20 protein-coding genes are annotated in these 21,456 nt (G+C 55.2%); 19 read left to right on the top strand and 1 reads right to left on the bottom strand.

The genetic code is table 11. The features are described 5' to 3' along the window. Window positions 1–135 precede the first annotated feature (135 nt). From purE to M3G15_RS08880, 19 genes are all read left to right on the top strand, one after another. Entirely contained in the window at window positions 136–633 is a 498-nt protein-coding gene (purE, locus tag M3G15_RS08970) for a 5-(carboxyamino)imidazole ribonucleotide mutase (protein WP_260070681.1), read from the top strand. Then, window positions 630–1,844, top strand: coding sequence for a 5-(carboxyamino)imidazole ribonucleotide synthase (purK, locus tag M3G15_RS08965; RefSeq protein WP_009224520.1), 1,215 nt, complete (start codon window positions 630–632; stop codon window positions 1,842–1,844). Before purE ends, purK begins: the two co-directional genes overlap by 4 nt. Next, complete coding sequence (gene purB, locus M3G15_RS08960) at window positions 1,841–3,139, top strand: adenylosuccinate lyase (protein WP_009224521.1); 1,299 nt, start codon at window positions 1,841–1,843, stop codon at window positions 3,137–3,139. The genes purK and purB overlap by 4 nt, the downstream gene beginning before the upstream one ends. Window positions 3,140–3,175: 36 nt before the next feature. Next, a complete protein-coding gene (locus M3G15_RS08955) occupies window positions 3,176–4,075 on the top strand; it encodes a phosphoribosylaminoimidazolesuccinocarboxamide synthase (protein ID WP_009224522.1) in 900 nt (299 codons plus the stop codon). A gap of 466 nt (window positions 4,076–4,541) precedes the next feature. Beyond that, window positions 4,542–4,787: a phosphoribosylformylglycinamidine synthase subunit PurS gene (purS, locus tag M3G15_RS08950; protein ID WP_009224523.1), complete on the top strand. Its 246-nt coding sequence runs from the start codon at window positions 4,542–4,544 to the stop codon at window positions 4,785–4,787. Between the two features lie 3 nt (window positions 4,788–4,790). Beyond that, entirely contained in the window at window positions 4,791–5,480 is a 690-nt protein-coding gene (gene purQ / locus M3G15_RS08945) for a phosphoribosylformylglycinamidine synthase subunit PurQ (RefSeq protein ID WP_009224524.1), read from the top strand. Continuing rightward, window positions 5,458–7,701 (top strand): phosphoribosylformylglycinamidine synthase subunit PurL, encoded by a 2,244-nt coding sequence (gene purL, locus M3G15_RS08940; protein ID WP_260070680.1) that lies wholly within the window; start codon window positions 5,458–5,460, stop codon window positions 7,699–7,701. Before purQ ends, purL begins: the two co-directional genes overlap by 23 nt. Further along, the gene (gene purF / locus M3G15_RS08935) at window positions 7,686–9,167 is read left to right on the top strand and encodes an amidophosphoribosyltransferase (RefSeq protein WP_260070679.1); all 1,482 of its coding nucleotides are present in this window, start codon (window positions 7,686–7,688) and stop codon (window positions 9,165–9,167) included. Before purL ends, purF begins: the two co-directional genes overlap by 16 nt. A gap of 143 nt (window positions 9,168–9,310) precedes the next feature. Continuing rightward, window positions 9,311–10,354, top strand: a complete 1,044-nt coding sequence (purM, locus tag M3G15_RS08930; protein WP_260070677.1) for a phosphoribosylformylglycinamidine cyclo-ligase — start codon at window positions 9,311–9,313, stop codon at window positions 10,352–10,354. Next, window positions 10,354–10,971 carry a phosphoribosylglycinamide formyltransferase gene (gene purN, locus M3G15_RS08925; RefSeq protein WP_028539545.1) on the top strand — a complete coding sequence of 206 codons (618 nt, stop codon included), beginning with the start codon at window positions 10,354–10,356 and terminating at the stop codon, window positions 10,969–10,971. Before purM ends, purN begins: the two co-directional genes overlap by 1 nt. A gap of 131 nt (window positions 10,972–11,102) precedes the next feature. After that, entirely contained in the window at window positions 11,103–12,650 is a 1,548-nt protein-coding gene (gene purH / locus M3G15_RS08920; RefSeq protein WP_260070676.1) for a bifunctional phosphoribosylaminoimidazolecarboxamide formyltransferase/IMP cyclohydrolase, read from the top strand. Between the two features lie 404 nt (window positions 12,651–13,054). Then, the gene (gene purD / locus M3G15_RS08915; RefSeq protein WP_260070675.1) at window positions 13,055–14,326 is read left to right on the top strand and encodes a phosphoribosylamine--glycine ligase; all 1,272 of its coding nucleotides are present in this window, start codon (window positions 13,055–13,057) and stop codon (window positions 14,324–14,326) included. A gap of 106 nt (window positions 14,327–14,432) precedes the next feature. Continuing rightward, entirely contained in the window at window positions 14,433–14,654 is a 222-nt protein-coding gene (locus M3G15_RS08910; RefSeq protein ID WP_036644875.1) for a hypothetical protein, read from the top strand. A gap of 154 nt (window positions 14,655–14,808) precedes the next feature. Continuing rightward, the gene (gene ilvA / locus M3G15_RS08905; protein WP_260070674.1) at window positions 14,809–16,071 is read left to right on the top strand and encodes a threonine ammonia-lyase IlvA; all 1,263 of its coding nucleotides are present in this window, start codon (window positions 14,809–14,811) and stop codon (window positions 16,069–16,071) included. Window positions 16,072–16,750: 679 nt separating this feature from the next. Then, window positions 16,751–17,725: an ABC transporter ATP-binding protein gene (locus M3G15_RS08900; RefSeq protein ID WP_260070706.1), complete on the top strand. Its 975-nt coding sequence runs from the start codon at window positions 16,751–16,753 to the stop codon at window positions 17,723–17,725. After that, window positions 17,718–18,482: an ABC transporter permease gene (locus tag M3G15_RS08895; RefSeq protein WP_260070673.1), complete on the top strand. Its 765-nt coding sequence runs from the start codon at window positions 17,718–17,720 to the stop codon at window positions 18,480–18,482. The genes M3G15_RS08900 and M3G15_RS08895 overlap by 8 nt, the downstream gene beginning before the upstream one ends. A gap of 48 nt (window positions 18,483–18,530) precedes the next feature. Next, a complete protein-coding gene (locus tag M3G15_RS08890) occupies window positions 18,531–18,905 on the top strand; it encodes a GntR family transcriptional regulator (protein WP_009224535.1) in 375 nt (124 codons plus the stop codon). A gap of 16 nt (window positions 18,906–18,921) precedes the next feature. Then, window positions 18,922–19,617, top strand: a complete 696-nt coding sequence (locus tag M3G15_RS08885) for an ABC transporter ATP-binding protein (protein ID WP_260070672.1) — start codon at window positions 18,922–18,924, stop codon at window positions 19,615–19,617. After that, on the top strand, window positions 19,618–20,376 hold the full coding sequence (locus M3G15_RS08880) for a hypothetical protein (protein WP_260070671.1): 759 nt from the start codon (window positions 19,618–19,620) through the stop codon (window positions 20,374–20,376). It abuts the gene before it with no gap. Window positions 20,377–20,454: 78 nt separating this feature from the next. Here M3G15_RS08880 and M3G15_RS08875 read toward each other — a convergent pair whose 3' ends face one another. Then, complete coding sequence (locus tag M3G15_RS08875) at window positions 20,455–21,204, bottom strand: DUF1129 family protein (RefSeq protein WP_260070670.1); 750 nt, start codon at window positions 21,202–21,204, stop codon at window positions 20,455–20,457. Window positions 21,205–21,456 lie beyond the last annotated feature (252 nt).

Genomic DNA, 21,456 nt, shown 5'->3' with positions numbered 1-21,456 from the left:
GCAGGTATCGTATTTCGCAGGGTCCGCGAATTTCGGGAAATCTTCGATTGTTTCCAGGAAGTTCGGGGCCCTTTTCCGTATTCGGCTCATTCTATAGATAGGTTTACAAGAAAACATGAACGTGGAGGTTGAGGCATGACAGCACAAGTCGCCGTAATCATGGGCAGCAAATCGGACTGGGAGACGATGTCCCATGCCTGTGCCGTTTTGGACGAACTGCAGATTCCTTACGAAAAAAATGTCGTATCCGCGCACCGCACCCCGGATTTGATGTTCGAATTCGCCGAGCAGGCCGCAGGCCGCGGTTTGAAGGTCATCATCGCGGGGGCGGGCGGAGCCGCCCACCTGCCGGGCATGGTCGCGGCCAAAACCACGCTGCCGGTCATCGGCGTGCCGGTGAAGTCGGCCGCGCTGAACGGGCTCGATTCGCTGCTGTCGATCGTGCAGATGCCGGGCGGCATCCCGGTGGCGACGGTGGCGATCGGCAAAGCCGGGGCGATCAACGCCGGGCTGCTGGCGGCGCAAATCCTGGGCGCATTTGACCCCGAGGTCATGCGCCGGGTGCAGGAGCGCCGCGACCGGATCAAAGCCGAGGTGCTGGAGAGCGGCTCGGAGTTGGGAGCGGCGGAATGAGCGGCGGCGTGATGGGCAAAGCAGGCGGCGGTAATGGCACCCCGGTGATTGCGCCGGGCGCGACGATCGGCGTGCTCGGCGGCGGGCAGCTCGGCCGGATGATGGCGCTGGCCGGGAGCAACCTTGGCTACCGGTTCGTAGCCATGGATCCGACGCCGGATGCGCCTTGCGGCCAAGTAGCGGGGCAGATCGTGGCCCGCTACGACGACCAGGCCGCGGCGCGTGAACTTGCGGCGCGGGCCGATGTGATCACGTACGAGTTCGAAAACGTCGACGCGGGCGTAGCCGCGTTGTTGGAAGAAGCGTCGTACGTGCCCCAAGGCAGCCGATTGCTGTATACGACTCAGCATCGGCTGCGGGAGAAGCGAGCCATCGAAGCAGCGGGCGTGAAGGTCGCGCCGTACGCGGAGATCGGCAGCGAGGAGGAATTGCGCGCAGCCGTGGCCCGGCTCGGCCTCCCGGCCGTGCTGAAGACGGCCACCGGCGGATATGACGGCAAAGGTCAATGGGTCATTCGCGGCGAGGACGAAATTGCGCCGGCCTACGCCGAGTTGAGTAAGGCCGGGACGGAGCTCGTGCTAGAGCAATTTGTCCCGTTCGTTAAGGAGCTGTCGGTCATCGCGGCGCGCAGCCCGCGCGGAGAAATAAAGACGTTCCCGGCAGCGGAGAATATTCATGTCGACAATATTTTGCATGTGTCGATCGTGCCGGCCCGCGTGGAGGAGCAAGTGCAACGGGAGGCGGAACGGCTTGCGGCCCGAATCGCCGAAGGCTTGGAAGCCGTTGGCCTGCTGGCGGTGGAGATGTTCCTGACCGAGGATGGTGAGCTGTTCGTCAATGAGCTGGCGCCAAGACCGCATAACTCCGGCCATTACACGATGGAGGCCTGCACGACCTCCCAATTTGAACAGCATGTCCGGGCGATCTGCAATCTGCCGCTGGGGCCGGTGGAGCTGTTAACGCCGGTCGTGATGGTCAACATCCTGGGCGAGCATTTGGAGGCGGTGCGCAAGGCCGTTGTTACTGGCCAGTGGTTTGGCGAAGCCGGCGGCGAAACTGGATTCCCGGTGATCCCCAAAGTACACTTATATGGAAAGCACGGAGCCGCTCCCAAACGGAAGATGGGGCATATCAACCTGATCTGCCGCAACGTGGAGGACGGGCTGCGTTGGATAGAGCAAACCAACATTTGGAGGAATGAATGTAAATGATCGAACGCTACAGCAGACCGGAAATGAGAGCGATCTGGACGGAGGAAAACAAATTTAAGGCCTGGCTGGAAGTGGAGTTGTGCGCCTGCGAGGCTTGGGCCGAGCTTGGCGTGATCCCGAAGGAAGACGCCGCGCTGCTGCGCGAGAAGGCTTCGTTTGACATCAACCGGATCTATGAGATCGAGCAGGAAACCCGCCATGACGTGATCGCGTTTACCCGCGCCGTCTCGGAAAGCCTGGGCCCGGAACGGAAATGGGTGCATTATGGCTTGACCTCGACCGACGTCGTAGACACGGCGCTGGGGTATTTGTTGAAGCAGGCCAATGCGATTTTGGAACGGGATATTTTGAATTTTATCGATATTTTGAAAGAAAAAGCCTTGGCTTATAAAGATACCCCAATGATGGGCCGGACCCACGGTGTGCATGCTGAGCCAACCACGTTTGGTCTGAAAATGGCGCTTTGGCACGAGGAAATGAAACGGAATCTGGAGCGGTTCCGCCGTGCAGCGGAGAATGTTCAATTCGGAAAAATCTCCGGTGCCGTTGGTACTTACGCGAACATCGATCCGTTTGTAGAGGAATTTGTCTGCCGCAAGCTGGGCACGACGCCGGCGCCGATTTCCACGCAGACGCTGCAACGCGATCGTCACGCGGAATATATGGCGACCTTGGCTTTGATCGCGACGTCGCTCGACAAGTTCGCCACAGAAATCCGCGCTTTGCAGAAGAGCGAATTCCGCGAGGTGGAGGAAGCCTTCGCCAAAGGGCAAAAAGGCTCTTCGGCCATGCCGCATAAACGCAACCCGATCGGCTGCGAGAACATCTCCGGCTTGTCCCGCGTGATCCGCGGCCATATGATTTCGGCTTACGAAAACGTAACGCTGTGGCATGAACGCGACATTTCCCACTCTTCGGTTGAACGGGTGATTCTGCCAGACGCTACGATGCTGCTGAACTACATGCTGAACCGCTTTGGCAATATCGTGAAGAACTTGACGGTGTTCCCGGAAAATATGAAGCGTAACATGGCTCGCACGTATGGCGTACCGTTCTCCGGCCGCGTGATGACGAAGCTGATCGACAAAGGCTTCAGCCGTGAGCAAGCTTACGACACGGTGCAACCGCGCGCGATGCAGGCATGGGAAACGCAGCGTCAATTCCGCGACATCATTGAAGAGACGCCGGAAATTACCGCCGTCTTAAGTAAAGAAGAAATTGAAGACGCATTTGATCCGTCCTGGCATCTGAAGCATGTCGATACGATTTTCCGGAAGCTTGGATTAATCGAGTAGTGGCTTGATAGCGGTTATAGGGGGAGGAGAAGCTTCATGGCGGTACCGGCAATTTCCACCGCAGCGGATTTGGTGAAGGTCCCGCTGCTGTACAAAGGCAAGGTCCGGGAGCTGTACGATCTTGGCGAGCATTATCTGATCGTGGTCACGGACCGCATCTCCGCATTTGATTACGTGCTCGATCCGGCGGTGCCGGACAAGGGGAACGTGCTGAACCGGCTGAGCGCGTTTTGGTTTGACAAGACGAAGCATCTGTTGGAGAACCACGTGATCCATACAGACGTGGACCGGCTTGGGGACGTGATTCCGGCGGAGCATCGCGAGGCGTTGCGCAACCGGATCATGGTGACCCGCAAGGCCGAACGCATCGACATTGAATGCGTGGTGCGCGGCTATGTGACCGGCGGCGGCTGGCGGCAGTATGAGAAGACCGGCGCGATCAACGGTATCCAGCTACCGGAAGGGCTGCGTAAGAACGCGAAGCTGGCGGAGCCGATTTTTACGCCGGCGGCGAAAAATGACGTGGGCCACGACGAGGATATCTCGTTTGCGGAGATGGCGGACAAAGTGGGCCAAGAATTGGCTGAACAGCTGCGGGACCGCAGCCTGGAGATGTACGCCTTTGCCCGGGATTATTGCGAGGAACGCGGCATCCTGCTCGCGGACTGCAAGCTGGAATTCGGGCTGGTGGACGGCAAGTTGATTGTCATTGACGAGATGTTTACGCCGGATGCGTCGAGATTTTGGGCCAAAGAGAACTACGAGCTGGACATCGAGATCGACAGTATGGACAAAGAGCCAGTGCGTACGTATCTCGCCGGTTCCGAGTGGGATAAGCAGAGCCAACCAGACCCGCTCCCAGCGCAGGTGGTCGAAGCAACGACGCGTCGGTACCGTGAGATTTACCGGCGGCTGACTGGAGCAGAGTTGGCGTAGGGACTGTGCTCAACATTGTCCTTCGCTCTAACGGACCCCAGGGCCCTTATTGATCCAGATATATGGGGAAGACTGACGTAACGGACCGAGGAGCCCTTATTTTACCGGGGCGGCCTAGTTAGTTGCTGCATGGGGCCAAATAACGTCTGTGAAGTCCTTTAGCCGGGGAAATATCCGGGAAATGAGTAAATAACGTCGCTGCGGTCCGTTAGGGATTCGAAAGTTAGCGAATGAGGGACCAGAATATAAGCCCTTTGGCAGTCTTTTGAGGATGATCCCTTTTGGTCAGGAGGCTAGGAGCTAGGGAGCAAGAAGACAAGCGTGCGAGCAAGAAAGCATTGGAGTTAGAAAGGCAAGCCAGAAAGTAAGAACTGACCCAGGCAAAACCAAAAGCAATTATTACATCCCATCCAGAAACCAAGCGGCCGTGCCGCACAAGTCCAAACTTAGGAGGAACACGAGGAACATGATTAAAGCGAGCGTTTATGTCACGATCAAGCAAAGCGTACTTGACCCGCAGGGGGTAGCCGTTCAAGGGGCGCTCCATTCCATGGGGTTCAGAGAGGTGGACAGCGTCCGCATCGGTAAATATATGGAGCTGACGCTCGACACGAACGATCGCTTCGAAGCGGAAGCTCGGGTGAAAGCGATGTGCGAGAAGCTGTTGGCCAATACGGTGGTAGAAGACTACCGCTTTGAATTGGAGGCTTAAACTATGAAATTCGCGGTACTCGTATTCCCCGGTTCCAACTGCGATATCGACTGTTACAAAGCGGTGGAAGAGACGTTGGGCGAACCGGTTGACTATGTGTGGCATACGGCCACCGATTTGTCTGCTTACGACTGCATCCTAGTTCCCGGCGGGTTCTCCTACGGCGACTACCTGCGGTGCGGGGCGATCTCCCGTTTTGCACCGGTCATGGCGGAAGTGGCCAAGGCTGCGGAGGAAGGTAAATACGTGCTGGGGATTTGCAACGGATTCCAAATCCTAACGGAAGCTGGACTGTTGCCAGGCACGCTGCGCCGCAACATGTCGCTGAAATTCCGTTGCCATGACACCGAGCTGCGCGTGGAGAACAACGAAAATCCGTTTACGTCGCTCTATGCGAAGGGTGAAGTGATTACGATTCCAATCGCGCATGGCGAAGGCAACTATTATTGCGATGAAGCGACTTTGGAGCAGTTGAAGCGGAATAACCAAATTATTTTCCGGTATGTTCAAAATCCGAACGGCTCGGTGGACGACATCGCCGGCATTTCCAACGAACGCGGAAACGTCGTCGGCATGATGCCGCACCCGGAGCGGGCGGTCAGCGATTTGCTGGGTTCGACGGACGGCAAGAAGATGTTTACATCCATTTTGAAAGCTTGGAGGGATCGGCATGAGTCAGCAAGTGTCCGCTAAGGAACCAAGTGCAGAACAAATTGCAGAGCAGAAAATTTACAAACAGATGGGCGTTTCCGACAGCGAATACGAACTGATTTGCGGATTCCTTGGGCGGAAGCCGAATTATACGGAAATTGGCGTGTTTAGCGTCATGTGGTCCGAGCACTGCGCCTACAAAAACTCGAAGCCGCTGCTGCGGCGGTTTCCAACCAGCGGCCCGCGCGTGCTGATGGGCCCAGGCGAAGGCGCCGGGATCGTGGATATCGGCGACAACCAAGCGGTTGTCTTTAAAATCGAAAGTCATAATCACCCCTCGGCCGTGGAGCCGTATCAAGGCGCCGCAACAGGCGTGGGCGGGATTATTCGCGATATTTTTTCCATGGGGGCAAGACCTGTGGCGCTGCTGAACTCCTTGCGATTTGGCAAGCTGGAAAGCGAGCGCGTGAAATATCTGTTCGAGCATGTCGTATCCGGGATCGCGGGCTACGGCAACTGCATCGGCATTCCGACGGTTGGCGGGGAAGTGGTGTTCGACGAGAGCTACGAAGGCAATCCGCTGGTCAATGCGATGTGCGTCGGGCTGATCGACCATGACAAAATCCAACGCGGGGTTGCGAAAGGCGTCGGCAATCCGGTGTTTTACGTAGGGCCGCCAACGGGCCGGGACGGCATCCATGGCGCTACGTTTGCTTCGGAGGAGCTGACGGAGGAATCCGAAGCGAAGCGGACGGCGGTGCAAGTGGGTGACCCGTTCATGGAGAAGCTCGTCATGGAGGCTTGTCTTGAATTGATCGACAGCGGTATCGTGCTGGGGATCCAGGACATGGGTGCAGCAGGCTTGACCTGCTCCAGCGCGGAAATGGCCAGCAAAGCCGGCAACGGTCTGGAGCTGTACCTGGACGAGGTGCCGCAACGCGAGGAAGGCATGACGGCTTATGAAATGATGCTGTCGGAATCGCAGGAGCGGATGCTGTTCGTCGTTGAGCCGAAGGATGAGGCGAAGGCGCGGGAGATTTTTGAGCGTTGGGGCGTCATCTGTGCGAAGGTTGGTAAAGTTACGGACGACGGCCGTCTGAAGCTGTTCCATCATGGCGAGCTGGTCGGCGATATGCCGGTGAAGGCGCTGGTGGACGAATGTCCAATCTATGAGAAGCCTTCGGCAGTTCCTGCTTATTATGTGCAAAATGAATCGGTCGACACCACCCGCTACGAAGAAGTTCGCGATTTGGGCGCGGCGCTGGAGAAAGTGCTGTCTTCGCCTTCGGTCGCAAGTAAAGCGTGGGTGTACAACCAATACGATTACATGGTCCGCACGAGTACGGCGGTTCGTCCGGGTTCGGACGCTGCAGTGGTCACCGTTCACGGCACGCGCAAGGCGCTGGCGATGACGACCGACTGCAACGGACGGTTCGTGTACCTGGATCCGGAAGTGGGCGGACGGATTGCGGTCAGCGAAGCGGCGCGTAACATCGTTTGCTCCGGCGCAGAGCCTCTGGCAATCACCGACAACCTGAATTTTGGCAGCCCGGAGAAACCGGATATTTTCTGGCAGATGGAACGGGCAGTTGATGGGATGGCGGAAGCTTGCCGCGTGCTGGACACTCCAGTTATCGGCGGGAACGTCAGCTTGTACAATGAGAACGCCAAAGGCGCCATCTACCCAACGCCAGTTGTAGGCATGGTTGGGCTGGTGCACGATACCGATCATATTACGACCCAAGACTTTAAATCGGCCGGGGATGTCGTGTTCCTGCTGGGTGAGACGAAAGCGGAACTCGGCGGCAGCGAATTCCAGGCGGTCGTACATGGCGTTGTAGAAGGCCGTCCGCCACAGCTTGATTTAGAGGTGGAGAAAAAGCTGCTTGGCGCCGTGCTGGAAGCGATCCAAGGCGGGCTGGTGCGTTCGGCGCACGACTTGTCCGAAGGCGGCCTCGCGGTTGCGTTGGCTGAATCGTGCATCAGCGGCGGAATTGGCGCCAAGGTTGATATCGCCAGCGAGCTGCGCCCTGACTTTGCGCTGTTCAGCGAATCGCAGTCTCGGATTCTGCTGTCGGCTTCGCCGGAGAAGGCGGAGGCGCTGGAGAAGCTGCTCGCGGAACGCGGCGTGCCTGCGGCGCGGATCGGGGTCGTGGAAGGATCGGAACTGAGCATTGCTGTAAACGGAACGGAGGTTCTGAGCAAGCCGGTGGAACAGCTGAAACGCGTCTGGGAGGATGTCATTCCATGTCTGATGCAATAAAACCAGCGCAGAGACTTTGGACCGGAGACTACTATAACGAAGGGGCGGGGCATGCGGATCCGTTTGATACGTTACGCGAGGAATGCGGCGTGTTTGGCGTATTTGGTCATGCTGAAGCCGCCTCGCTGTCCTACTACGGACTGCACGCGTTGCAGCACCGGGGGGAAGAAAGCGCGGGAATCTGCGCCACCGATGGGGAGGACTTTCATTACCACCGCGGTATGGGCCTGGTTAAGGAAGTGTTCGACCGCGACAAGCTGGCTTCGCTGCGCGGGGACCGTTCGATCGGCCACGTCCGCTATTCGACGAGCGGAGACAGCAAGTTAACGAACGCGCAGCCGCTGATCTTCAAATACCGCGACGGCGATCTGGCAGTGGCAACGAACGGCAACATCGTGAATGCGCCGAAAATCCGCCGCCAGCTCGAGCAAAGCGGCTCGATCTTTCAAACGACCAGCGATACGGAAGTGATCGCGCACTTGATCGCCCGCTCGCCGAAGGATTTCGTCGAGGCGGCAAAGGACGCCCTTCGTCAGCTGGTTGGAGGCTTCGCTTTCCTGCTGCTGACGAACGACAAGCTGATCGTGGCCAGCGATCCGAACGGCTTGCGCCCGCTTGTGATGGGGCGGCTAGGCAACGCGTACCTGTTCTCGTCCGAGACGTGCGCGTTCGAGGTCGTTGGCGCGGAGACGATTCGCGAAATCCAGCCCGGTGAAATGCTGGTGCTGGATAAGGACGGCCTCCGCGAGGAGCGTTATGCCGAGCCGGAGCGGAAGGCGTTGTGCGCGATGGAGTACATTTACTTCGCGCGTCCTGACAGCGACATGAACGGCTCGAACCTGCATGCCAGCCGCAAGCGGATGGGGCAGGTGATGGCGCAGGAGTCTTTTGTCGACGCAGATGTGGTCACCGGCGTTCCGGACTCCAGTATTTCCGCCGCGATTGGCTATGCGGAGCAGACCGGCATCCCTTACGAGCTGGGCTTGATCAAAAATAAATACACTGGCCGCACGTTCATTCAACCAAGCCAAGAGCTGCGTGAGCAAGGCGTAAAGATGAAGCTGAGCGCGGTGCGCCGCGTTGTAGAAGGCAAGCGCGTTGTGATGATCGACGATTCGATCGTTCGCGGCACGACCTCGCGACGGATCGTCAATCTGCTGCGCGAAGCCGGCGCGACGGAGGTGCATGTCCGCATCACCTCGCCGCCGTTCAAGAACCCTTGCTTCTACGGCATCGATACGCCGGACCGCGGTGAGCTGATCGCCTCCTACAAATCGGTGGAAGAGATCTGCAAGGAGATCAATGCCGACTCGCTGGAGTTTCTCAGCCCGCAGGGGCTGATCCAGGCGGTGGGCGGGGATAACGCGACGGACTACAAGGGCGGCCTCTGCATGGCCTGCTTCGACAATGATTATCCGACCCGGACGGATTTCGACGGGGAAGAGAAGTTTGGGTGCACTTGCTGAATTCGTTAGCGTTTAGCGATTCGTGTCTTGTGCCATCCGACTCTTGACGGGTGTTTTGCGTAGATTCGACTTATTTCACGTGATGAATTGATTGGATAAATGGTTTCCTCGTGTTCAAAAAGTTAAAGGAGTGGGTCCCTCTCGTGTCTGAAGCATATAAGAAAGCCGGCGTCGATATCGCAGCCGGGAATGAAGCGGTAGAGCGCATGAAAAAGCACGTCAAACGGACGTTCCGGCCGGAAGTGATGACCGATCTTGGCGGATTTGGCGCTTTGTTCGGATTGAACAAGGACAAGTACGCGGAGCCGGTGCTCGTGTCGGGAACGGACGGCGTGGGCACGAAGCTGAAAATTGCCTTTGCGATGGATAAGCACGATACGATCGGCATCGATGCGGTAGCGATGTGCGTAAACGATATCGTCGTGCAGGGGGCGGAGCCGCTCTTTTTCCTCGATTATTTGGCGTGCGATAAGGTTGTCCCTGAAAAAATCGAGGCCATTGTCGCCGGCATCGCGGAAGGCTGCAGTAGGTCGGGCTGCGCATTGATCGGCGGCGAGACCGCTGAGATGCCGGGCATGTACAGTGAAGGCGAGTACGACATCGCCGGGTTTACGGTGGGTGTCGTTGACAAGAGCAAGATCGTAAACGGCAGCCGCATCGCCCCTGGCGACACGGTGATTGGTCTGGCCTCCAGCGGTGTACACAGCAACGGGTTCTCGCTGGTACGTAAGCTCTTGTTGGAAGAAGCGGGTTACGCTTTGACCGACAAGCTGCCGGAGTTAGGCGGAGCATCGTTGGGGGACGTGCTGCTTACGCCAACCAAGCTGTATGTGAAGCCGGTATTATCCCTGCTTGAGCAGGTAGATGTGAAAGGAATGGCTCATATTACGGGCGGCGGCTTCATTGAGAACATCCCGCGCGTCCTGCCGGAAGGCGTAAATGTGGAGATCGACTACGGTTCTTGGCCGATTTTGCCGATCTTCGACTTGCTGCAGAAGAAAGGGAACGTGAGCAACCGCGATATGTTCACGACGTTTAACATGGGCATCGGGCTTGTAATTGTAGTGGCGGAGGACCAGGCTGAGGCAGCGGTTGCTGCATTGAAGCAAGCCGGGGAAACGCCTTATGTCATCGGTAAAGTGACGGAAGGACAACGGGTTGTGACTTTTGCAGGAGCGGATGTCTAATGGGGGCGAACTACCGGATTGCCGTATTTGCTTCGGGGAACGGCAGTAATTTTCAAAATTTGCTCGACGCGACGCGGTCAGGTGAGTTAGATGCTGAGATTGTGCTGCTCGTTTGTGATAAGCCGAAGGCTTATGTCGTCGAACGGGCTCGTCAAGCCGGCGTGGAATGCTATCTTTTTGACCCGAAGGCCTACGCGCGTCGAGAGGATTATGAGGCGGAAATTGCTGCCGAGCTGGACAAGCGGCAAATCGATTTAGTCGTGTTGGCCGGTTATATGCGGTTACTCACGTCGGTGTTGGTTGAGCCGTACGCCGGGCGCATGATTAATATTCATCCGTCATTACTGCCGGCTTTTCCGGGAAAAAATGCGATTGGGCAGGCTTGGGACTACGGTGTGAAAATGACGGGAGTTACGGTTCATTTGGTTGATGGCGGGATGGACACCGGTGCAGTGGTTGCCCAAGCGGCGGTAGAGATTACGGCGGACGATACGCTGGAAACACTCGAAGCCAAGATCCATGCGGCAGAAGGGCGCTTATATCCGCAGGTCGTGTCGTGGTTCGCGAGCAACCGCGTGCGCGTGGAAGGCCGAAAAGTGACGATTCTCTCGGAATAGGAAGCATCGAAAGAACGCTTGGTTACAGGATTTTTTCGGATGATTGGATAGGTTTAGAACAGATGCTGGGTTTCGATATTTCCCGAGAAATATCGGGGGCATGATTCGCCAAAATAAAGGAGGAGCCGATTGTGAGTATGAAAAGAGCGCTCGTGAGCGTGTCGGATAAAACGGGTATCGTGGATTTTTGCCGCGAGCTGTCGCAGCTGGGTGTGGAAATCATTTCGACAGGGGGCACAAAAAACCTGCTGGCGAAGGAAGGCGTTCCGGTCATCGGAATATCTGACGTCACCGGATTCCCTGAAATCCTTGATGGACGCGTTAAAACGCTGCATCCTGCCGTACACAGCGGCCTGCTGGCGGTGCGCGACAGCGAGGAACACCAAGCACAGATGAAGGAACTGGGATTGGACTATATCGATCTGGTGGTCGTTAACCTGTACCCGTTCCAAGAAACGATTGCGAAGCCGGATGTCACCTATGAGGACGCCATCGAAAATATCGACATCGGCGGACCTACGATGCTTCGTTCGGCTGCGAAAAACCATGCGTTTGTCACCGTTGTTGTCGATGCGGCTGACTATGGAACCGTGCTCGAGGAAGTACGTACGGGCGGCGATACGACATTGGAAACGCGTAAACGGCTTGCGGCCAAAGTTTTCCGCCATACGGCGGCATACGATGCCTTGATCTCCGATTATTTGTCGAAGGTGACGGGCGATCCGTTGCCAGAGCGTTTTACGGTCACCTACGAGAAAATCCAAGATTTGCGTTATGGCGAAAATCCGCATCAAAAAGCGGCGTTTTACCGCAAGCCGTTGGCAGCAGCGGACACGCTGACGAATGCAGAACAACTCCACGGCAAGGAGCTCTCCTACAATAACATCAACGATGCGAACGCGGCGCTGCAAATCGTGAAGGAATTTGATGAGCCGGCGGTTGTCGCGGTCAAGCATATGAATCCTTGCGGCGTTGGCGTCGGGGCCAGCGTGCTGGAAGCTTACAAAAAAGCGTACGAGGCCGACCCTGTGTCGATCTTCGGCGGGATCGTCGCTGCCAACCGCATCATTGATGCGGACACGGCGATGCTGATGAAGGAGATTTTCTTGGAGATTATTTTAGCACCAGGTTTCACGGAAGAAGCGCTGGAGATTCTCACGAAGAAGAAAAACCTCCGTTTGCTGAAGCTTGGTGGTCTGGAGCTGGGCGCAAGCCGCAGCAGCCAGTTTGTCGTCACCTCGATTGACGGCGGGATGGTCGTGCAAGAAAGCGATGTGCATACGCTGAAGGAGTCCGACTTGACGGTGGTTACCGACCGCAAGCCAACCGAAGAAGAGCTGAAACAGCTGCTGTTTGGCTGGAAAGTCGTTAAGCATGTGAAGTCGAACGCGATTGTTCTGGCGAAGGACGATATGACCGTTGGCGTCGGCGCGGGGCAGATGAACCGCGTTGGTGCCGCGAAGATCGCGATCGAGCAAGCAGGCGAGAAAGCGAAAGGCAGCGTCTTGGCGTCCGACGCGTTCTTCCCGATGGGCGATACGGTCGAAGCGGCGGCCCAAGCCGGGATTACGGCGATTATCCAACCGGGCGGCTCCGTGAAGGACGAGGAGTCCATCAAAGTTGCCAACGAGCACGGCATCGCGATGGTCTTCACCGGCGTGCGCCATTTCAAACACTAGGTTAAAGGCAAACGGCAGACCGCTGCGGCGGCCTGCCGTCTTTTCGCAGATGCGCTAACCTGCGTGGGACAATTAACTGTAAAACCTACCGTTATTTCAGCTGAAACGCTGGATTTTGACTAATTAGCTGTAAAACCTGCCGTTAATTTGAGCGAAAATGGCGAGATTCACGCTTTTGCCCTGAATTAGCGGTACTTTTTCCAGTTAATTTCGATTACAGGCGGGTATGGGACAAAATTAACAGTAGAATTTCCAGTTCGTTCGTGCGTGCGGAAGTGACTGGTTTGCAAACATTACAATACAACCGGCCTGTCCGACATATTTCATTTCGTTAACGAATTTGTGCAGAAACAGGCGAGACTGGACAACTTCTAAATTTTGAGCTCAGAAGTGAGGAGGAGACTATGGATATTTTGGTGATTGGCGCCGGAGGGCGTGAGCACGCGATCTGCTGGAGCCTGGCGAAAAGCCCGAAGGCCGATAAGATTTATTGCGCTCCGGGGAACGCGGGGATCGGACAAATCGCCGAGCTGGTGCCGATTCAGGTGAACGAATTCGATAAGCTGGCGGCTTTTGCGGAGGAGAAGCGTGTGGGCCTGGTCGTCGTAGGTCCGGACGATCCGCTCGCAGACGGCATCGTGGATGTGTTCGAAGCCAAGAACATCCCGGTATTTGGCCCGCGTAAGAATGCTGCGCATATCGAGGGCAGCAAGACTTTTATGAAGGATCTGCTGAAAAAATACAACATTCCGACCGCCGCATACGAAAAGTTCGACAACTACGAGCAGGCGCTTAAGTATCTCCAAAGCCGTCCGGTGCCAATCGTGATTAAAGCGGACGGACTTGCCGCAGGCAAAGGTGTAACGGTCGCCTTCACTCGCGAAGAGGCGGAAACAGCTCTAAAGAACATCATGGTTGACAAAGTGTTTGGCGAATCCGGCAGCCAGGTCGTGATCGAGGAGTTTCTTGAAGGACAGGAAATGTCGATCCTGTCGTTTGTCGACGGGGAAACCGTCCGTCCTATGGTTGCGGCGCAAGACCACAAACAGGTGTATGACGGTGACAAAGGCCCGAACACCGGCGGCATGGGAACCTACTCCCCGTTGCCGCATATCGCGGATTCGATTATCGAAGAGGCTATCGAAACGATCATCAAACCAACCGCGAAGGCCATGGTTGCGGAAGGCCGGCCGTTCCGCGGCGTGCTGTTTGCGGGGTTGATGATTACGCCGGACGGCAAACCGAAGACAATCGAATTTAACGCCCGTTTTGGCGATCCGGAAACCCAGGTTGTTCTGCCGCGTTTGAAGAGTGAACTGCTGGAGATTTTCTTGGCAGCGGTAAATGGGACGTTGGATCAAGTAGATATCGAGTGGAGCGAGGAAGCGGCGGTTTGCGTTGTGCTGGCCTCCGGCGGTTATCCGGCTTCCTATCCGAAGGGCCTGCCGATCCGCGGGCTGGAGGAAGCGCAGGCTGCAGGGGCGTTGGTGTTCCATGCCGGCACGTCGAAGAACGAAGCAGGCGAGTGGGTCACGAACGGCGGGCGTGTGCTTGGCGTGGTTGGCCTGGGACAATCGATTGCCGAAGCCCGGGACAAAGCCTATGAGGCAGCGAACCTCATTACGTTCGAGGGCAAGCATCAACGGTCGGATATTGCCGCGAAGGCGCTCGTCTAGTGAGATGATCCGTCAAGGATAATCCGCTGCCCTTTCGAGCATGTTAAGGGATATTGGGGATTTTCTTCTGAGTCCCTGTAATACTCGAATGGGAGGCGGCATCATCATGAGCGACAAAATGAAGGAAATGCTACCGGTCTCGCGCGAAGAAGTGGAAGTCGACGGCGTTTACCGGGATGAGCTGGGACGGGAAGTCTATTTGCAAAAAGGCGAGGAGTTCCCTTCCGACCCCGTGTACGGCACGATGGAATGGGAGCTGACCGAGCTGTCCCAAGAGACGAACTCGAAAGGTCATACCGATGACCGTCTAATACCAAAGAAACGTTAAGCTATAGGTTCGAACGTAAACGCCCTTCCGAGCCGGGAGCATTTGCCCGTACGGAGGGGCGTTTCCCTGACTGTACAAAATAACTTGAACCGGAGGCGGTTTCAGGTGTACCTTTATTAGAATGAGAGAACTCAGTTAAAGCGAGGAGAAATAGATGAATCAGGCGGAACGACAAACGGTAGGCATGGAAGACATCGTCAAAGCGCATCACGTGCTGAAGGAAGTGGTCATCCGAACTCCGTTGCAGCTCGACGCAACGTTATCGGCTAGATATGAATGCAATGTGTATTTAAAAAGGGAGGATCTGCAGGTCGTGCGCTCCTTCAAGATCCGTGGGGCGTACAACATGATTCGCAGCCTGCAGCCCGAAGATCTGAAGCGCGGAATCGTGTGCGCGAGCGCCGGCAACCATGCGCAGGGCGTAGCGTTCTCCTGCAATGCGCTAGGCATTCAAGGGAAAATCTATATGCCCAGCACGACACCGAACCAGAAAATCAAGCAGGTCAAAAGATTTGGCGGCGAGCATGTGGAGGTCGTTCTGATCGGTGACACCTACGATGATGCTTATGCGGAGGCGATGAAAGCCTGCCAGGAAGGCGGGATGACGTTCATTCACCCGTTTGACGATCCGAAGATTGTTGCCGGGAACGGGACGATCGGCATGGAGATTATGGAAAGCCTGACTACACCGGCGGATTACGTCTTCGTCACCATTGGCGGCGGCGGGTTGGTGTCGGGCATTAGTACTTATTTGAAAACAGTAAGCCCGGATACGAAGATCATCGGCGTTGAGCCATCCGGTGCGGCGTCTATGACGGAAGCGTTAAGACAGAAGCAGGTTGTCACGCTGGAATCGATCGATAAATTTGTGGACGGTGCGGCGGTGAAGCGGGTTGGCGATTTGAATTACGAAATTTGCGCCAACCTCCTGGACGACATCGTTCAGGTTCCGGAAGGCAAGGCATGTACGACGATTTTGGAGCTCTACAACGATAGTGCCATCGTTGTAGAACCAGCAGGGGCGTTGCCAGTCTCGGCACTCGATATGTACCGTGACCAAATCCGCGGGAAGACGGTGGTCTGTGTCATCAGCGGCGGTAACAACGACATCGACCGGATGCAGGAAATGAAGGAACGGTCACTGATCTATGAAGGGCTGAAGCACTATTTCTTGATTAATTTCCCGCAGCGGGCCGGAGCGCTTCGCGAATTCTTGGAAGAGGTGCTGGGGCCAAACGATGACATCACGCGGTTCGAGTACACGAAGAAGCATAACAAAGAGAACGGCCCGGCTTTGGTTGGCATCGAGCTGAGCGACAAAGCCGATTACGAACCGTTGATCGGACGTATGTCTGCGAAAGGCATCGTATATACCGAGCTGAATCGGGATTTGAATTTGTTTAATTTACTGATTTAAGCTGGAAGTGAAAACCTTATATAGAGGCGAGCAGCCCTCTTCGACTTTGGTCGAGGAGGGCTTTTTGATATGCATGGAAGTTTGAGCGGGAAGGGGCGAAGTATGGATTGGGAACGGGATGGTCGGGCCTCGGTTCAAGAATAGGTCAGGTTGGGCCAAGGCACGGGAACAGGTCGGGTTCGGATCCCAGCCGGTGTCCGGGTTGGTTGTCCGGGCCGGGTTCGAGCGGGGGAAGACGAGGAGCGAGCCGGTGACCGACGCGGTAACGGAACGTACTGACCTTATTCCAAAGTCACAAGGTACTCATCGGTTTCTAACGGAACTCAGGTGCGCTATTTGAACGGATCATCGTTTCACAGGGCTCTTTTTCGCTTAATAAGGCCTCTTCGTTCCGTTAGCTCGGGAAGTACCGCGGGAAATTGTAAATAACGTCGCTACGTTCCGTTAGCGTTGAATGTCGAAAAAATATGATTCCGTCCTTGTTGACAATACTAATATCCTAGTGTACTATTTAACTATCACACCGATACAACGATATCGAAACCATGGAATCGAACACGTTACACATCATCAGATTCAGACACAAGCAAAGCATTTCAGTATCGCATTTGCGATCATCGATCAAATAAAGGAGTGAAGGAACGTGCAACAACAATCGATTGGAAATACTGCTCAAGGCATGGGAGCGGATGCGGCGAAATTGCAGGGACAAGAGCAGGGACAAGAGCCGGTCGTCTTGTCGGTACAACAGGTGACGAAGGCGATTGGCAGCAAACGGATTGTTGATAAGCTGTCTTTCGAAATTCGACGGGGAGAAATCGTGGGTCTGCTCGGACCTAACGGTGCAGGGAAGACGACCACGATTCGGATGATCGTGGGTCTGATCGGAATGACGGAGGGCGATGTCCAGGTCAAAGGATTTAGTATCCGGAATCATTTCACCCAAGCGATCGCCCACGTTGGCGCGATTATTGAGAATCCGGAGTTTTACCCGTACATGACCGGATATGACAATCTGAAGCAGTACGCGCGAATGAGCGAAGGGATTACGGAGGAGCGGATTCAGGAGGTCACCCGGCTGGTAGGCTTGGAGAAGGCGATGAAAAAACGTGTAAAAGCGTACTCGCTAGGCATGCGTCAGCGCCTGGGCATCGCGCAGGCTTTATTGCATCGGCCGTCGATTCTGATTCTCGATGAGCCGACCAACGGGCTGGATCCGGCCGGGATTCGGGAAATGCGCGACTATCTGAAGCGCGTTGCGGCCGAGGAAGGGATTGCTGTGCTGGTCTCCAGCCATTTGCTGGCCGAAATGGAGCTGATGTGCAGCCGCGTGGTCGTCATTCAGGAAGGGAAGTTCGTGACCGAACGCGCCCTAGGTGAGGCGGCAGAGAAAACCGAGGAACGGGTGAACGTGACGTTCCGGGTCAGCGATGCCGAAGCGGCGAAAGCCCGACTCATCCGGATGGAAGAAATCCGCCTGCTGGGGATGTCTCCGGAACGGGGCGAAGTGACGGTCGCCGTACGCGACAGCTATATCCCACGCGTCGTTGGCGCGCTGGGCAGCGAAGGGATCGCCATCTACCGGATCGAAGAAGTTAAGCAATCGTTGGAAGACGAATTCTTGAAATGGACGGGAGGAAACCAAATTGCGTAAATTTACACCGCTTGTTGTGAACGAATGGCTTAAGATGTCCAAGAAGGACAGCTTTATCGTCCCTTATACGCTGATCGCCGCGTCGATTGCCGGGATGCTGTACATGATGCACACTTTCTCGCAGCAGTCGGTAGGGTTCCTGGATTTTGCGTTAATGGCCATGTCCCGAAACGGCTTAGGTCAAATGATGACCTTGCTGGTCATTATTTGTACCGCAGGGATTGTGGCGAAGGAGCACAGTCTGGGGACGATCAAGCTGCTGCTGATCCGCTCGCAAAGTCGCAGCCGTATCTTGGCCTCTAAATACGTGGCTGTGCTGCTGTTCACGATGTCTCTCTTCGTCTTTTCACTGGCGGTTGCCCTGTTGGGCGGCGGGCTGATCTACGGATTCGGATCTGCCAGCGTGCAGGGAATCGGCTGGAGCGAAGTTCTAACCAGCGCCTTGTATCAGTTCATTTATACCGTTGTTTACGTTACGATCACTTTTCTAGTAAGCATTCTGACTCGTTCGACAGGAGCGACAATTGGGATCGGCATGTTCATTGTTGTGCTGGAGGAACTGGTGGTGGCCTTGCTTTCGAGATACGCCTTCGCCAAGTATCTCATCTTCGCCAACGCCGATTTAACGGTATACCTAAACGGGAATCCGCCGATGCCGGGCATGACGTTAACCTTCTCCTCCGTGGTGATCGCCGCCTATTTGATCTTGTTTCTTGCAGTAAGCTTTGTTACGTTTAAAAAACGGGATGTTGCTTGACCGGTAGAATCACTACCGGCGGCACACGGCGGAAAGGAGCCAAGGAACGTGAGCATCGAATTCGATAATAATCTGCCGATCTATCTACAAATTATGAATTATTTAAAAAGGGAAATCGTCACTGGCCGATTGAAGGCCGGCGACAAAATTCCGTCGGTACGCGAGCTTGCGGCCGAGCTGCAAATTAATCCGAATACCGTGCAGCGGACTTTTCAGGAATTGGAGCGTGAAGCCATCGTGGAAACGAAACGCGGACTCGGAAGATACGTGACAAGCGAGGAAACGAAAATTATGACCATCAAAAAAGAAATGGCCGGTGAGCTGCTGGATCGTTTTATCGGAGGCATGCAGGAGCTGGGCTTTAGCAACGAGGATATTGCGGCGCTTGTCGCCGACGCCATAAAGACGGATGAGCGACGCTAAAGGAGGGCAACCATCAATGAAACCGCTACTGGAAGTACAAGGCCTATCAAAATCGTACGGCAGCAAAAAGGCATTGCATGGCGTGTCCTTCAGCGTCGGCAAAGGAAAGATCGTTGGCCTGCTAGGCACGAATGGCAGCGGCAAAAGCACACTGATGAAAATCGCCGCCGGCCTGATTCATCCTTCCGGAGGCAAGGTGTCGGTGGACGGAACGCCGGTGGGACTAACGACGAGATCGTTGGTTTCCTTCATGCCCGATCGTCCATTAACGGAGTCGTGGATGAAGGTGCGGGATGCAATTGGATTTTACCGCGATTTCTACCCAGATTTCGATGAGGAGAAGGCCGGCACGATGCTGGACTTTATGAATCTGAATGAGAAGGACAAAATCAGCTCCCTGTCGAAGGGCATGAACGAACGGCTTCAACTGACGTTAACGTTATCGAGAAATGCCAAGCTGTATCTGCTTGACGAGCCGATCGGCGGGGTGGACCCGGTGGCCCGGACCAAAATTTTGGATGCGATCGTGGAATTTTACAACGAAGAGAGCAGCCTCGTCATCTCTACCCATCTGGTTTCGGATATTGAGCGGATTTTCGATGAGGTAATCTTTATCCGCAGCGGCGAGGTTGTCATGCAGGAGGAAGTGGAGAACCTGCGGATTCGCTATGGCAAGAGCGTCGATGACATGTTCAGAGAGGTGTTCGCGTAAATGAGAAAGCTGCTGAAGTACGATATCAAACAAAATGCCAATACCGTGCTGGGGCTGGCTGCGATCCTGGTCATCGTGCAAGGACTGCTGTCGATCACAGGCAACCTTCGCCATTGGGATGCGGAGACGATCTTTGGCTTAACCACCGTTCTTTATTTTACCGCTGCTATCATTATGGTCGTGCAGTCCTGCAAAACATTTGCCTACAATATCAAAGCCTATCATCGCCGTCTGCTCCCGCTGCATCCGGTATGGACGATCCTGTCTTGCCTGGTATTCAGTTGGCTCGTGGCGCTGATCATCGCGGTGATTGTCGTGGTTCATGCTGCGATCTATTTTCGGATCGCCCAGGTACCGATCAACATTATTCAAATTGAGACGAACGGGCTCCAAAACACTCTGTTCGTCATCCTGACCATCATTTGGGTGTATACGCTGCTGGTGCTAACGGTCTTTATGGCGATCACGATTGGCGCCAGCGTCAGCATCCGGGGCAAAGCCGGGATGTGGGTCGGCATCATTTCCTTTTTTGTCATTCAGAACGGGTTGTCTTGGGTGGAAAGCCTGATCTTTCGAGATACGAATAGTACCTTTGCGAACTTCGGAATCATTCATATCGGGATGGCCGAGGAGAACGGTGCAGTGGCGAGTGAATCGGTGAATCTGCTTCCGCTTGGGCCGTTCTTGCTTGAAGTGGTCGTAGCGGCTTTGATGTTTTACGCGATAACGTATTTGCTGAAGAAACGGATCGAGATTTGATCTCCTTATGTAAAAATAAACCGCAAAAGCCGCATCCTCTTGATCGTTTGGGGGATGCGGCTTCTGTGGTTTTTCTGCTTAATTCTTCGAGCGGCGACCAAAAAAGAAAATTTGCCCAGCCAGTCCCACGGCAAACAAGATCAGGCTGTCCCAAGGCGAAACGGTAAATGCCGGCATAATTCGGTTTAATACGGTGCCAACAATGATCAACACGGCGGCAACGGCGATGTAAGTGCCGAACGCACGAAGATTAAAGCCGCGCGGTCCTGAGTTGGACTGCATTCCTGGTTTTGCTCCTGGTCCTGCCGGTCTTCCACCTCCGGCGGCCTTCTGGCCTTCGACGGCTTTGGAGCTATTGCCGAGGAAGCGAGTGACCAGCTCAATCAGCACGATAGACAGTACGGCGATGATCAACAGCGAGGAGGTGCTGATCTGTGTATATTCGAGCTCCCCGCCAAACCATTTGCTGAAGAAACCGGTGATCATATAAATAAAGAAGACCCAGGTCAAAGCTACCCAGGGGATCATCGTATAATATTTGATTTTGTCCTTCAGCGTCCGGGGCTTCCGTGCCTTTACGTCCTCCGCCAGCTCCGCACAATAAGCCTTCGGATCGGGGCCGAAGCGTTCTGCCGCCGAGATGCCTTTGGCTTGATTTTTGATGATTTGCCGGGCGATGTCCAGCAGGAGTTCTTCCCCTTTGGCTTCACTAAGCGAGCTGGAGCCGGAACGGAAGTACAAGACCATTTCCCCGAAATATGCTTCGTTCTCCGGCGTCATTTGTTGTCGTAGCCGTTTCGTTTCGCCGATCATTTCGTGGATGTACATGGTTGTATCTCTCCTCCCAGTTTCTTCCGTAGTATACTTCATAGTTTGTCCCATTCGCAAGGGACCGAGGCACGGCAGAAGTGGAAGCGGAACAGAACTAATGGATCATGAACATTCCTTGAACAAGGAATAAAAAGCGTCCCTCCCTCCAAAAACTACTCTATAAGCAAAACGGCAGGCGCCGGCAATCAGGCTGAAAATCGATTTGATGGCGACAAGGCGGTCTGCACACAATCACACTAAAGTTGCGGG

Source organism: Paenibacillus sp. p3-SID1389, from assembly GCF_025151705.1.
Taxonomy (GTDB): domain Bacteria; phylum Bacillota; class Bacilli; order Paenibacillales; family Paenibacillaceae; genus Fontibacillus; species Fontibacillus phoenicis.
The sequence above is the reverse complement of the archived record's forward strand: the minus strand, read 5'-3'. Positions and strand labels throughout refer to the sequence as shown.